This is a genomic window from Niallia endozanthoxylica, from assembly GCF_008710145.1.
In the GTDB taxonomy this organism is placed as follows: domain Bacteria; phylum Bacillota; class Bacilli; order Bacillales; family Cytobacillaceae; genus Bacillus_BD; species Bacillus_BD endozanthoxylica.
This window is the reverse complement of record NZ_VYKL01000010.1, coordinates 1-14,927: the sequence shown is the minus strand read 5'-3', so window position 1 is coordinate 14,927 and position 14,927 is coordinate 1. Positions and strand designations below refer to the sequence as shown.

At 38.8% G+C, this 14,927-nt stretch carries 9 protein-coding genes and 2 pseudogenes; 1 reads left to right on the top strand and 10 read right to left on the bottom strand.

Going from position 1 to position 14,927, the window contains the following annotated elements:
• Window positions 1–28: 28 nt before the first annotated feature.
• A complete protein-coding gene (locus F4V44_RS03560) occupies window positions 29–1,408 on the bottom strand; it encodes an APC family permease (protein ID WP_396897473.1) in 1,380 nt (459 codons plus the stop codon).
• A 106-nt stretch (window positions 1,409–1,514) separates the two neighbouring features.
• On the bottom strand, window positions 1,515–2,969 hold the full coding sequence (locus tag F4V44_RS03555; RefSeq protein WP_223881781.1) for an aldehyde dehydrogenase family protein: 1,455 nt from the start codon (window positions 2,967–2,969) through the stop codon (window positions 1,515–1,517).
• 254 nt (window positions 2,970–3,223) lie between these two features.
• On the opposite strand from F4V44_RS03555, the gene F4V44_RS03550 reads away from it, so the two are divergent.
• Window positions 3,224–4,642: a sigma-54 interaction domain-containing protein gene (locus tag F4V44_RS03550; RefSeq protein ID WP_150438617.1), complete on the top strand. Its 1,419-nt coding sequence runs from the start codon at window positions 3,224–3,226 to the stop codon at window positions 4,640–4,642.
• A gap of 40 nt (window positions 4,643–4,682) precedes the next feature.
• On the opposite strand, the gene gabT is transcribed toward F4V44_RS03550, so the two are convergent.
• The 8 genes and pseudogenes from gabT to F4V44_RS27185 all read right to left on the bottom strand — a co-directional run.
• Entirely contained in the window at window positions 4,683–6,035 is a 1,353-nt protein-coding gene (gene gabT / locus F4V44_RS03545) for a 4-aminobutyrate--2-oxoglutarate transaminase (protein ID WP_396897472.1), read from the bottom strand.
• A gap of 334 nt (window positions 6,036–6,369) precedes the next feature.
• A complete protein-coding gene (gene glaH, locus F4V44_RS03540; RefSeq protein ID WP_150438615.1) occupies window positions 6,370–7,320 on the bottom strand; it encodes a glutarate dioxygenase GlaH in 951 nt (316 codons plus the stop codon).
• Between the two features lie 320 nt (window positions 7,321–7,640).
• Complete coding sequence (locus F4V44_RS03535) at window positions 7,641–7,973, bottom strand: DUF3870 domain-containing protein (RefSeq protein ID WP_150438614.1); 333 nt, start codon at window positions 7,971–7,973, stop codon at window positions 7,641–7,643.
• A 250-nt stretch (window positions 7,974–8,223) separates the two neighbouring features.
• The gene (gene lhgO / locus F4V44_RS03530; RefSeq protein ID WP_150438613.1) at window positions 8,224–9,438 is read right to left on the bottom strand and encodes an L-2-hydroxyglutarate oxidase; all 1,215 of its coding nucleotides are present in this window, start codon (window positions 9,436–9,438) and stop codon (window positions 8,224–8,226) included.
• A 315-nt stretch (window positions 9,439–9,753) separates the two neighbouring features.
• Window positions 9,754–11,175, bottom strand: a complete 1,422-nt coding sequence (locus F4V44_RS03525) for an NAD-dependent succinate-semialdehyde dehydrogenase (RefSeq protein WP_150438880.1) — start codon at window positions 11,173–11,175, stop codon at window positions 9,754–9,756.
• A 216-nt stretch (window positions 11,176–11,391) separates the two neighbouring features.
• Window positions 11,392–12,804, bottom strand: a pseudogene (locus tag F4V44_RS03520) (sigma-54 interaction domain-containing protein); the annotation flags it as partial.
• 212 nt (window positions 12,805–13,016) lie between these two features.
• The gene (locus tag F4V44_RS03515; protein WP_317978302.1) at window positions 13,017–14,306 is read right to left on the bottom strand and encodes a Glu/Leu/Phe/Val family dehydrogenase; all 1,290 of its coding nucleotides are present in this window, start codon (window positions 14,304–14,306) and stop codon (window positions 13,017–13,019) included.
• A gap of 376 nt (window positions 14,307–14,682) precedes the next feature.
• Window positions 14,683–14,927: pseudogene (locus F4V44_RS27185) on the bottom strand (RNA-guided endonuclease TnpB family protein); the annotation flags it as partial.

The window sequence follows — 14,927 nt, the reverse complement described above, 5'->3', positions numbered from 1 at the left end:
AAATTCAACTCATGTCCTGATTGATAATTTAGCCGTTCCGTATTTCTTCAATCGATTGAGGCAGTTCAGAACGATAAGTAATTCTTCCAGGCACAAAGTTTTCCCTCATCTTATACATAAGAGCGAAACCAATTCCCCACCAACCAACAAAGATAATCCACTCATACGGCCATATCAATGCAGCCGGCATTCCTGGCATATACATTGCGATAAAACCAACACCCAAAATCGTTGCAATCCATCCGACAATACTTGATTTACCTGCACGGAATGGACGCTCCATATTGGGTTCTGTCTTGCGTAACCGAACGAAAGCGACCGAAACTAGTAAATACCCAATAACAATAGCTAATCCGCCTGCATCTACAAGCCAAACTAGCATTGGTCTTCCTAGTAATGGAGCAAAAGTGGCTAATCCGCCAATAAAAATGACCGCATTTGTTGGTGTTCCGTATTTAGGGTGAATTTTGCCAAACCATTCTGGAATCATTTTCTTCTCAGCCATTGATAGAAGCACACGACTGCCGCCCACAATAAATGCATTCCAACTCGTAAGAATTCCTGCTACTCCTCCAAGTATTAAGACGGTTGAGAATATTTCAGATCCAAAAACCGCTGCCATTGCATCTGCTGTCGGTAATACAGAAGCAGCCAATGCATTTTGATCCAATGCAACACCAACTGCAAAAATAACACCAACATAAAAAACTACGGCTACCACTACAGAGAATATAAGAAGCTTTCCAATTGCTTTCGGTGAAACATTCATTTCACTAGAAGCTTGCGGTATAACATCAAAACCTACGAATAAGAAAGGAGTCATGACAAGAACTGTAATAATACCTGCTGTACCGCCCGAGAATAGTGGTTCTGCGTTAGAAAGATTTCCATTAAATCCTGCTCCTACCATAAGCATGATACCAATTAGAGCGATAATAACAGTTAATACCATTTGAAAAATCGCGGCTGATTTCATTCCAAAGTAATTAATCGCTGTCACAATAATGGATACGACAGATCCGACCAGCACCCATGTGAGATATACATCATATTCAGCAATGGTATACATATAACCCATTTTATAACCTGGAAAAATGTATTCAACCACTGTAGGAAGGGCCACTGCTTCAAAAGCAACAACAGATAGATACCCCAATGCTAATGCCCATGCTGATACGAAGGCTGTTTTAGGGCCTATTCCTCTCAAAGTATAATATAGCTCCCCGCCGACATCCGGCATGGCTGCTGTCAGTTCCGCATAAACTAAACCAACAAAAATAACTAGAACGCCCCCTCCAAGGAAAGCAATCATGGCTCCAAGCGTACCAGCAGATGTAATCCAATTTCCAGAAAGAACAACCCAGCCCCAACCAATCATAGCACCAAAAGCAAGAAAAATGATATCCATCCTAGACAATACTTTACTAGAGTTTCGCTTATCCAACTTCATTCACCTCTTCCATTAGATTACTTACACCTTCTTTATACAGTTCTAAAATCTATCATTGAAACATTTACAAACTAGAAGTAATCGAAATCGTTTTATAAGCGGTAAAGAATTCCATTGCTGCCTGACCTTGTTCCCGTGTACCCGAGCTAGATTCTTTCATGCCCCCAAATGGTGCCTGCGGTTCCGCTCCTCCAGTCTCTCCGTTAATTTGAACCATTCCAACTTCACTATTTTTGATAAAATCAAAGGCTTTGTTTAAATTAGTTGTAAACAATGATGCGCTTAATCCATAGATTGTATCATTTGCTTGAGCAAGCGCTTCCGTATAGTCGCCAACTTTAATAACTGCTAAAACCGGACCAAAGATTTCTTCTCTGGCAATAGTCATTTCGTTTGTTACTTGGCTAAATATGGTTGGTTCAATAAAATAGCCTCCGTTATAAGAAGGATCATACAAAGTTTGACCACCGTAGAGAAGTTCCGCACCTTCTTCGATTCCCTTTTTAATATAGGATGTAACCGTTTCAAATTGTTTCTTTGATGCAACAGGCCCCATCGTAACAGCCTCGTCTAATCCATCTCCAACCGTAATTTGTGACACATTCCCTATAAGCTTTTCAACAAATGTATCATAGACCGACTGTTCAACATATACCCGACTTGTCGCTGTACATCGTTGACCCGTCTGCTTCATAGCTCCTTCAACTGTTAATTTAGCAGCTAAATCCAGGTCGGCATCCTCAAGAACAATCACTGGATTTTTGCCTCCAAGCTCCAGCTGATACTTTTTATTTTGGGCCACAGCTTTGGAAGCCAGCTCTCTTCCGACTCGGTTCGAACCAGTAAATGTGATAGCTGCCGTTTCCGAGTGTTCAACAAGTGCGTTCCCCACAATTTCTCCGCTTCCATTTATAAGGTTTAATACACCAGCCGGCAGACCCGCCTGTTCAAAAATACTAGCTATCTTTACTGCTGTAATACCAGTTTCTTGGGAAGGCTTCCAAACAACTGTATTGCCGTAAACGAGTGCCGGTGCAATTTTCCAAATCGGAATAGCTACAGGGAAATTCCAGGGCGTAATGACAGAAATAACCCCCAATGGAACTCTCATTGAATAAAGGGTATTTTGACTGTTTGCTGAAGGTAAAACTTCGCCTAGTTTTCTCATTCCTTCTTGTGCATAGTAACGTAAAATGGCTGCTCCGCGAAGAACCTCACCCTTCATTTCAGCCAGTCTTTTACCCATTTCTTTCGTAGCTGTTTCGGCAATATCCTGTGATTGCGCTTCCAAAAGATCAGCTGCTTTTCGCAAAATTTCCCCGCGTCCTACAGGAGAAAGCTGTTTCCATTCTTGGAAGGCTAATTTCGCATGTATAACCGCCTCATTTACTTCTTCTGCAGATGCGGAAACTGTATAACCAATAATTTGAGATGGATTGGCAGGATTCTTATGTTCTTTTAATGATTCATCAATAGAGTTTCTCCATTCTCCTCCAATGAAATTTAAATATTTAGTCACGATTTTCCTCCTCGTCTTCTTCGGTTGATTGACCAACCTAGTAAATTCATTATCTATATTATTTTTTAGCAATAAGCATGCCAAACCATTTTTTGCTTAAATAAGGAAAAAAAAGGCTAGTTATAGAGATTAATTCATTATCGAATTAATTATTCTGAATTTTAATTCAATTGTTGATTATTTGATAATTTTGATTTACATTTGAATCAACGAGTAAAAATAATCACATGAATAGTAAATAGAGGGAGAAGTCTATGAATGCTTCTTTAGCAGAAAAATTATTACATTCCATTATTGATACATCTAACAATAACATCACCATTGCCGACGCAAAGGGGATGATTCTCCAGACGAATGAGGAACACTGGTCTGTTTACGGTATTAAAGCCAGTGGATATAAAGGGAAATCTGTTTTTCAGCTTGAAAAAGAGGGAATTCTTACACCATCTATTACAGCTTTGGTTTTAAAAGAAAAAAGGCCGGTCCAAATCATGCAGCATACCCAAACCGGTAAAGTAATTATGACTCAAGGTTACCCTATTTTTGATGAAGAAGGGAAAATCATCCGGGTTATCAGCTACGCACAGGATCAAACGGAGATTAGAAATCTCCAAGAACAATATGAACAATTGGAACGGAAACTACAAGGCTATCAAACAGAGGTAGAAGAACTCCGAAGAAAAGAAGGAATTCATTATCGCAGCAAAGCAATGCAGCAAATCGTTAATACCATTCACCGAGTAGCTGAATCAGATGCGACCGTGCTATTTTTAGGGGAATCTGGCGTTGGAAAAAGCATGTTTGCTCATGAGCTTCACAACCAGAGCCAGCGCAGCAAAGAGCCATTTATTGAAGTAAATTGCAGTACGATTCCCGAAAGTTTATTTGAATCAGAAATGTTCGGTTATGAAGCGGGTTCTTTTACGGGTGCAACTAAAAATGGCAAGCAGGGGCTCATCGAACAAGCCCATAATGGAACTTTATTTCTTGATGAAATTGGGGAACTTCCACTATCCATGCAGGTAAAATTACTAAAGGTATTACAGGAAAAGAAGTTTATGAGAATTGGAGGCAAGAAAGAACGGCATGTTGATTTTCGACTTGTAACAGCGACCAATCAAAATTTAGAGGAAATGGTAGAACAAGGGAAGTTTCGTCTTGATTTATATTACCGGTTACATGTTATTCCTCTGCAGATTCCTCCATTAAGGGAACGCAAAGATGAAATCCCCTTTTTAATCAACCGTTATGTCGATTTAATGAATGTAAAATATAAAACATCCAAAAAGCTTCATCCGGCTACCTATGAAGCATTGATTGGCTATAGATGGCCGGGCAATGTAAGGGAGTTAGAAAACCTAATGGAACGATTGATTTTAACAACAGAAGGGAATACCATTTATCCTAATGACCTTCCCCCTTCTATCAGCGGCGAGCCTATTTCTAATACAACAGTAGACGAGCTGCAAAAAGAAGCCTCTATTATTGATGAGCTGAATCATTTAGATCTAAATTCCGCTATCGAAAAAGTGGAAGAATATATGATACTAAAAGCCTCACAGCAATGCAAAACAACCTATGAAATGGCTGAATTACTCGGCATCAGCCAGCCGTCAGTCGTACGAAAGCTCAAGAAATATAAAGGTGTCAGGCACCATCAAAGGACAAAATAAACCATTTTGTCCATTTGGGGTGCCTGACACCTTTACTCATTTATGCAGTTACGCTGTTTGCTGCAACCGCTGCTTCAACGGCTTGTTCAAGAATAGCCAACCCTTCTTCTAATTGCTCATCTGTAATAACCAATGGCATTAACAAGCGTAATACATTGCTGTAAACTCCTGCACTGAAAAGTAATAATCCTCTGCTGTTGGCTTCTTTTATGATTAAGTTCGTCAACTCTTTAGCTGGTTCTTTCGTTTCCTTGTCTTTTACGATTTCCATCGCACACATAGCGCCCAATCCTCTATAATCTCCGATGCAATCGAACTTTTCAACCAGTTTTTCAAAACGACCCATGACTTTTTCTCCGATTTCTTGTCCGCGTTGGTTCAGGTTTTCTTCTTCAATAATATCAAGCACAGCTAATGCTGCCCTGCAGCCTAATGGGCTGCCGCTATATGTTCCGCCAAGTTCACCTGGCTCAGATTTGTCCATAATTTCTTTACGGCCGATTACGCCGCTGATTGGTACACCTGCACCCATTGATTTTGAAACTGTAATTAAATCAGGAACTACTTCAAAATGTTCAATGGCAAAATACTTTCCTGTTCTAGCAAACCCTGTTTGAATTTCATCAGCAATAAACAAAATGCCATTCTCTTTACAAAATTCAGCGACGCCTTGAACAAAACGTTTACTAGGTACAATAAAGCCGCCTTCACCTTGTACAGGCTCCATTACAACCGCTGCAATCGTTTCTGGTGCTACATCTGTGATAAAGAAGTTTTTAAAGTCAGCAAGAACTTGCTCTTCATGTTGTTCAACAGTCATTCCTGCTGGTCTTCTATATGAATATGGGAATGGCGCTCTATACACTTCTGGTGCAAATGGGCCAAATTCAAATTTATAAGGCTTCACTTTACTTGTCATCGTCATCGTCATTAATGTACGGCCATGATATCCCCTTGAGAAAGAAATAATTCCTTGTCTTTTTGTATATTTGCGGGCGATTTTAACCGCATTTTCAACTGCCTCAGCACCGCTGTTTTGTAAAAGAACTTTTTTCTCATGGTCGCCAGGTGACAATTCAGCCAGCTTTTCAGCTAGTTCAATATAGGATTCGTACATCATAACATTAAACCCGGTATGAATAAATTGATTGACTTGCTCATGCAGGGCTTGTTTCACCTTCGGATGGTTATGACCAACATTCATCACACCAATAGCACCTACAAAGTCAATAAAAGTGTTTCCATCTACATCAGTAATTAATGCTCCTTCAGCTGATTGGGCAAAAGCAGGAATTCCATTGCTAACACCTTTAGGAACTATATTTTGTCGTCTCTCGACTAAAGATTTAGACTTTTCTCCAGGGATACTTGTTTTGATTTCTGCATAACTCATTATGATCATCCTTTCTTTTTTCAAGTTGTTTTCTTAATTTTTTATTAAGCAATTTTTGTGCCAACATAAATTTTGATCTATTTAAAATTGAAAACTAATCTGCACATATCGTTTCAGTGCAAACAAATTTATGTTCTTACTTTATTCACAAGCAATCTTCATGCCATTTCTATCATTCTTAGAAAAAGTCAAAAAATAAAAAGACTCATTCTCTAGACTAATATCCAGAAAATGAGTCTTTTTTATATAAATATATCCAATTATGGGGCGGGGTTGGATATTACTTAAAAGTAAAGGAATAACTTAAATCAAAATCAATCCATGTTAAATAAAATTAAATAGCATTCTGGTTAAATCTACCTCGTTGACGCATTAATTCACGATACAGATTTGGATTTTTCTCAAATGCTGCACGTCCATGAAGCCAGAAAATGTTATTCAGTACGACTAGATTTCCAACAGGAAGCTTTAATTCAATCACACTTTCATCATTCTCCATCGAGTTAGAAAGGTCACGCAAATATTTAGCTTGTTCAATTGATTCCGGATATACAAACTGATCAATAAAACACATTCCAGGCTTATTATTATAATCAAAGAACGTTAAACGTTCGATTTCTTGATCCACATTTTTACTGCTAGGGGCTTTATACGTAAAGCGGTGATTCCCTAGTGGATGTTTCATAAATTTATTAAGTTCCTTCCAGTCATCAAGATGCAGCAGGCGAGATTCCCCGCCTCGAGCATTTTGCTCTACCATTTTCATCATTAAAAGCCAATCTGTCGGTTCATCAACAAATGTACCGTCTGTATGAAGCGTGAATAATCGATAAGCTTGACGAAGATAAGAATCACTGTTGTCCGTATCTTTTACAGAAAATCTTGCATAATATTTTCCTGTCATCGAATCGAAGTTTGGAATACCTACTATATGTGAAATCGCTGTTGCAAAAATAACATATTCATCAGTATCTTCCGTAACCCCCTCTAAACCAAGAGTAAAACCGCCTGACTCGCGGTCATGAATGATTTCACGGAGCAGATTGCCAAATTCTTCTCCTACCTGTTCTAAAAGATAAGCCGCAACAAGATGGCGTGCATATGGAGTATATTCCAAATGCTGAACAGAATAGTTTTCACTTCCTACTCTTTCAAGGAATCCTTTAATAGCATTTCTTGTAATCGTAATGTGGTATAAACGATTTGTCTGCGGGTGATTTTTTACCTCATAAGTTTCTGTTTTCACTTCAAATTTTGCCTTTTTTGTTTTAGTTACCATGTTCATTTTACGTTCCTCCTGCTATTTGTGATATAGGTGAAAAAATCTACAGGAAATAGTAAAAGCCAGTCGAACAAGCATCCTATTATCATAAATAGGAATCCACTTGTACAACTGGCTTATATTCACTTCACCGCTCTATGGAAGTAGAGTCACAGTGAACATACAGTTCGTTTTTTGTTATTTACGTTTCCCGTCTTTCATGTTGTAGCTGTTCACGGTTTTGAAAGGGAATTATCCAAAAGGCAAACATGCTGCAACATTTATTAACCTAATAATAATACGGCAGTATTTAATTGTCAATATATTTTTAATATTTAAATTATTTATTTTTCTACATCTATAGATTTTATCTGCTGAAAATGGGTATCAAGATCCTTTAATGCAGCAATAAGGGCATTGGTCGCCTTCCCACGGTAATACGTTTGTATCGCTTCAATCGCTTCATCAACACCATCATTCAAACTAATCCCCTTTAACAGCCTGCCGATAAATTCACGTCCATGCTCTGTTGCGAGAGTACACGAGGCCTCCAACACAACTCCATATTTCTTATCTATTTCAGCTGTTATTGTTAACGTTTCGAAGACACTTTTTGCCGCCATCCCCTGCGGTAAGCGGGCATGACCTGCAATGAAAATCGTTTTTCCATTGAACATACGGGACCAACCTTTCTATTTATTTAATCAAATTCGTCCGTCGAATTTGCGTCCGGATTTTTATCGAGCTCGCTCGATAAATTACCTTTTAAAAATCGCAAGACTCGCCGGAGGCTTAACATCATTCAGCCGAGTTTTGAACCCCACTGAATCGAAGAGCAGCGTTTTGCATTCATCTCTTAACTTTCAAAGTGGAGGACTTCTGTACCTGCCGCAAGCTTTCGGTACAAAAAACATTTGCTGAATGAAGTTAAATAATTACAGCTTCAAGTAAGTGCGATTGCACAGGAATTCTTCTAACTACTTCTTTACCGATTTCAATAGATGCAGTTGCAGCAGGTGATGGTGCATTACATACGTGGATAGATCGTCTTCCCATGATAATATGGAAATCGTCCACCATATTTCCATCGTTCCTTAAGGCCTGGGCGCGAACTCCTGCGGGTGCAGGAATTAAATCATCCTCTTGAATTTCAGGAATCAACTGCTGAAGACTTTTTGTAAATTGTTTTTTACTGAAGGATCTAACGTACTCATCAAACCCCTCTTTTGCAAACTTACCTGCCATTTTCCATAAACCGCTGTAGCTTAATGCTTCAGCCAAATCCTTTGCATTAAAATCTGTTTTTTTATAGCCCTCACGTTTAAAGCTGAGAACGGCGTTTGGACCTGCATCCACTTCACCGCTGATCATCCGGGTAAAATGAACTCCTAAAAATGGGAATTTTGGATTTGGAACAGGGTATATTAAATGTTTCACCAAATAGCGTTTTTCCGGTTTCAATTTAAAATATTCCCCGCGGAATGGCAGAATCTTCATATCTGTTTTATATCCAGCCGCTGCTGCCACTCGGTCACTGTGCAAGCCCGCACAATTGATAACCATATTTGCTTTAAAGGTTCCGCGATTCGTTTCAATGATTACACTGTCAGAATCTTCGTAGATTCTCTCAACCTTTGTATTTAATTTAATTTCGCCGCCATTTTCCTTGATTATTTCAGCAAACGTTTCACTTACTTGGCGATAATTCACAATACCTGCCTGAGGAACTCGAATGGCGCCAAGACCTTTCACATGCGGCTCAATCTCCTTTAACTCTTCCGCTCCAATTTTTGTAATAGCAAGACCATTTTCAAGCCCGCGGGTGTACAGGTTTTGAAGAAGCGGCATCTCCTCTTCTTTTGTTGCAACAATCACTTTCCCGCAAATATCATGATCAATTCCATGAACTTGACAAAATTCCGTCATCGATTGACTGCCTTGACGGGCAAATCTAGCCTTGAAGCTGCCCGGCTTATAATAGATTCCTGAATGGATAACCCCGCTATTATGGCCTGTTTGATGCTCAGCTACCTTAGATTCCTTTTCAATCACCACTACTTTTGCATTGGGAAAACGTTGATATAATGCCATTCCCGTAGATAACCCTACTATTCCTCCACCAACAATCGCAAAATCATACATGTATAAAATCCCCCTTTTTCAGAATAGTTTACCATTTTATTAATTTCATAAAAATATAGAATCGCCTTAATGGCTTATTTTTGTTTTACACTATTATTTAAAGCAAGTTTCATGCCGATTTCTTATGCGACAGCTATTTTTTAAAAAAAAGCATTATAAAAGTTTATTAGCCTGTTGTTTCAAATTTGCATAGGTTATTCATTTTTGCATAAATGAAAATGGAGAGTATAATCTTTCTTCATAATAAATAATTCTTCCTAAACAAAAAGCATGTTTATTGATAGATACCTATCAATAAACATGCTTTTTGAACTTTTAACCTTCGCTCAAGGAAATAGAAATATATTTTATTTCTAAAAACTCTTCTATTCCGAAATGTCCGCCTTCTCTGCCAAGACCACTTTCCTTAAATCCGCCAAATGGTGCCTGGGCGGTTGACGGCAGACCATCATTCAAACCAACAATACCGTATTCAACTCCCTCACTCATACGGAAGGCACGGCTTAAATTTTCTGTAAAAATATAAGCCGCCAAACCATAGCGCGAATTATTTGCCCTTTCTATTACTTCCTCTTCCGTTTTAAAAGTTGCAATCGGGGCTAGTGGTCCAAAGATTTCATCCTTCATACATTCCATATTCTCGTTGATATCCGTTAAGATCATCGGTGCATGGTAATACCCTTCATCAGCAGGCTTCTCTCCTGTATATGTTATTTTCCCGCCTTTTTCTATGACATCATTTACAAGTCCTGCTACTTTGTCATATGCTGCGCGGTCAATTAATGGACCAATATCTGTTCCTGCTTCTAATCCATTGCCTACCTTCAGTCCTTCTAACTTTGACTGAAAAATTTTAATGAACTCATCCGCTACTCCTTCTTGGACATAAATACGATTTGTACAGATACAAGTCTGACCGGCATTGCGAAACTTCGACTGAATCAAACCTTCAGCTGCTTTTTCTAAATTCGCATCATCCATAACGATAAAAGGTGCGTTTCCGCCAAGCTCTAAGCTGACCTTTTTCACATTTTCAGCTGCCCCGCGCATAAGCGTCTTCCCAACCTCCGTTGAACCGGTAAACGTAATTTTCGTAACACGAGTATCCTTCAGCCAAGTCTCGCCAATTTCGGCTGATTTTCCTGTTATGACATTTAGCACCCCACTTGGAAGTCCTGCTTGATGAGCAAGCTCGGCTATTTTTAAAGCAGTCAGCGGCGTCTGATTAGCCGGCTTGACAACACATGTACATCCCGCTGCTAGTGCCGGAGCTACTTTTCTTGTAATCATTGCCGCAGGAAAATTCCAAGGCGTAATAGCTGCAACAACTCCAACTGGCTCCTTACGGACAAGTATTCTCTTATGAGGATGGGAGGCTGGAATTGTTTCACCATATACCCTTTTACCTTCTTCGGCATACCAGGAAATAAAGCTGTTTGCATACTGAACTTCTCCTAATGCTTCATGTAACGGTTTTCCCTGTTCTGTCGTCATAATTCTGGCAATCTCATTCTTGTTTTCATCTATTAATTGATGCCATTTCATTAGAATACGATAGCGTTCTTCTGCTGTTTTTTTAGACCACTCTTTAAAAGCTGCATGTGCTGCATCTACAGCCTGCTTTGCTTCTAATGCACCGCCTGTAGGTACAGCACCGATTACTTCCTTCGTTGCAGGATTCGTTACTTCCGTAAAGAATTCATTTTCATTGCCAACCCATTGCCCATCAATATACATTGGATAAATCTCATATTTTTTAATGCTTTCCATTTTCATTCTCCCCTTTACCTGCAAAATCAAAGCGTATTATAGTTTTACATCTATACTTTCTTTTGCAAAAATCGTGCCATTAGATAGACGTCTAATTGACTGTTTTACTTTACTAAATACTATTCCATCGTGCATACATCTATGTAACGATGAATCAAGCTGCTACAGAAAGAACATCCAACATTATTTCCCATTTTCATTTGTTTTTTCACTTGCAATTTTCTGATACTTTCTACTAACAGAGGATTGACTTATACCTAACGCTTTTGCCGCTTTTGTTGTCGTTTTATATTGACTCATAGCCATGATAATTAGCTGTTCTTCCACTGATTCCATTGCCTCTTGTAAAGGCATGACTCTTGTTACCACAGGCTTCATTTTCTTACGCTCATAACCTAATGATACAAATTGACTTACAAACTCAGCATCGATTGATTGTTGGTCAGCTGAAACAACTAATCTCTCAATCATGTTTTGCAATTCCCTTACATTCCCCGGCCAGGAATAGCATTCTAGCATATTGATAGCATCCGGGGTCAGCTGATAATGACGGTCATATTTTTCATTCAGCTGCTGCAGAAAATGGAAGGCCAGCAGTGATATATCCTCTGTTCTTTCCCGCAATGGGGGGATTTTAATTGGTATGACATTCAAACGATAAAATAAATCTTCACGAAAAGTACCTTCCTCAACCAGCTTTTCTAATTTTTTATTTGTTGCTGCAATAATTTGGACATCTATTTTAATTGGTTTCGTACTTCCAATCGGGATTACTTCCTGCTCTTGAAGAACTCTGAGCAGCTTTACCTGCAGGTGCATAGGCATTTCCCCAATTTCATCAAGAAAAAGAATTCCTCCGTTTGCCTGTTTAAAGTAACCTTCTTTTCCATGCTTATCCGCACCTGTAAAAGAACCCTTTACATAACCAAACAGTTCGCTTTCTAATAAATTTTCCGGAATTGCTCCGCAGTTTAGTTTAAGAAAAGGTTTGTCCGCTCTTCTGCCAAATTGATGAATCGCCTCTGCAATCACTTCTTTCCCTACCCCTGATTCTCCGTTTAGAAGAACAGTAGATGAAAAATCAGCTATTTTCTTCACTTGATTCATGATTTTTTCCATTTTAGGACTGCTAAAGATTAGTTTTTTGGATAATTGATCCTTCATTTTAAAGTGATGCAATTCCTTTTTATAAAGCTCTGTTTTTTCTCGTATTTCCTGCAATTCATTCTTTAAGCGGGAGGTTTCTGTAATATCTCTCGATGCAATCACAATCCGTTCTAATTCGTTGTTTTCATTAAAAATTGGATTACCGACAGCAAGAATCTTCCTGCCCGTACTTGTTTCTTGAACGACCGAAACCTTCTTTTGTTTCTCCATAACTAGTCTTGATACAGATGGTGTAAAATAGCCCCTGTCCACAAGCTCCATTATATTTTTTCCAATTAAATCCTTTAAATCTACCTGCCAAAAATCCTCAATAATCTTTTCGCTATAGCGAAGTAATTCGCCTTTTGCATTCACAACAAGAATTTCATCGTATATACTGGATAAAATTGCATTTAGATCGGTATTTAATTCCTTAATATACTCAATTTCACTTTCTTTCGATTGGTTTAATGTTTGGGCGAGGTCCTCCTCATCTTCGATAGAAACTGAAATTGTTTTTGATTTTTCATTTAGATTAGAAAACATGATTTCATCTCCCTCAATCTCTTAAGTTAGATATTATCATTATATTTGCAATCTTTAAAATATAAAAAGTAGAAAAAGATTAATATCTTCTTCTACTTTTAAGCGTTTTTTATTTCTTAGTAGTTCAGCCAGCCTCTTAATCTTGAAGCTTCAGCTATTTGTTGGATTCCTACAATATAAGCAGCAATTTTTAAATTAACCTGATACTTTTTTGCAGTAGCAACTACATTTGCAAAGCTTTCTTTCATTTTTTCCTGCAAGCGCTCATCAACAGTTTCTTCGGTCCAATAATATCCTTGATTATTTTGACACCACTCGAAATAAGAAACAACTACACCTCCAGAGTTAGCTAGTATATCAGGAACTAGGAGGATTCCTCGTTCGTCAAGAATTTGCAAAGCCTCTTTTGTTGTCGGCCCATTTGCTGCCTCAATGACAATTTGACAGTTAATTTTCTCTGCATTCCGTTTATGAATAACACCTGAAATCGCTGCCGGAATCAGAACATCACAAGGTTTTTCTAACAGTTCCTGGTTGGTAATTGAGTTAGAAAAATGATTGGATATGATGCCAAAGGAGTCCCTATTATCAAGAAGATAGGGAATGTCCAACCCATTTTCATCATATAACCCTCCAAGTGCATCACCTATACCAATAACTTTTGCCCCTAAACCATACAAATATTGCGCCAAGTAGCTTCCTACATTTCCAAATCCTTGAATAATAACTTTCGTGTCTTTTAAGGACATCTTTCTTATTTCACACACCATTTGAAGTGTATAGAGCACACCTTTGGAGGTTGCCGTTTCTCTTCCTTTTGAACCCCCTAAGGCAATTGGTTTGCCTGTGATAAACCCAGGTGAGTCAAATTCACGAATCTGATCATATTCATCAAGCATCCACGCCATGATTTGTGCGTTTGTGTACATATCTGGAGCGGGAATATCTTTTGTCGGTCCTACAAGTTGACTGACTGCCCTGACGTAGCCTCTGCTCAACCTCTCCAATTCTCCTAGGCTCATCCGGCGAGGATCACAGACAATTCCACCCTTAGCACCTCCATACGGAAGATTCGTCACACCACATTTTAAACTCATCCAGCCAGCAAGTGCCTTTACCTCTTCAGCTGTAACATCTGGATGGAAACGAATACCTCCCTTAGTCGGCCCTTTTGCATCATTATGCTGCGCACGGTAGCCTTGGAAAATCTGCACTTCCCCATTATCCATTCGAACCGGTATACTAACCTCTAAAAATCTCATCGGCTTTTTAATGAATTCATAGACCTGAGGAGGATAGTTCATTATATTAACGGCTTCTTGCAGCGTTTCTTGAAATTCCAGCAGTGAATTATCCTGCTCTTTTACTGATTTATTTTGGTTAAGGTTAACAGATTTAATAGACAACACGAACACCTCAATTTTATTATTTTATTCACTATGTAGTATGCAATTTGCATGCCACTATTTTGGTTGCTTCTACAAGTGGACTGACAAGCACAAATTGATATATGAGATGCTGCGGACTTATGAAAAATTAACTAGGTTATGCAGAACTGCATAATCTTATTTTAGCGGACCAAAAAAGCAGTGAGTTCCGATTTACTTGGATTTCTACTGCCTTTTCATCAACTTCCCCCACCTACTCACTTCGTTCCTTGAGGAGGGGGTTTGTAACGTATCGAACCTACAGGCTGAACGCTTAACGTTACGGGACCTGCGACATTGTGGCTCTAGTGACCACCAGGCCCTCTATTCCGTTGCTCTTGCTTCGGAACTGCTTTTAAATCATTTTATAGGTTAAAGGGTGATGAACGGCCACATCTTCTATCTGGAAGGAGATGGCCTCTTTATTCGCATATTTTCGCATGATATTCGCAGAACCGTTGACATCTGCATGGAGGATGGTGCTGTTTTTTGTGCGATATAAACTTCTGGAAATTCTACGGCCTGAAAAGATTGTCTCTCTTTTTTCACCATACTTAGGAAAATCATCTCCATCTAGAAAACTAGCCTTAGAAGTATAAG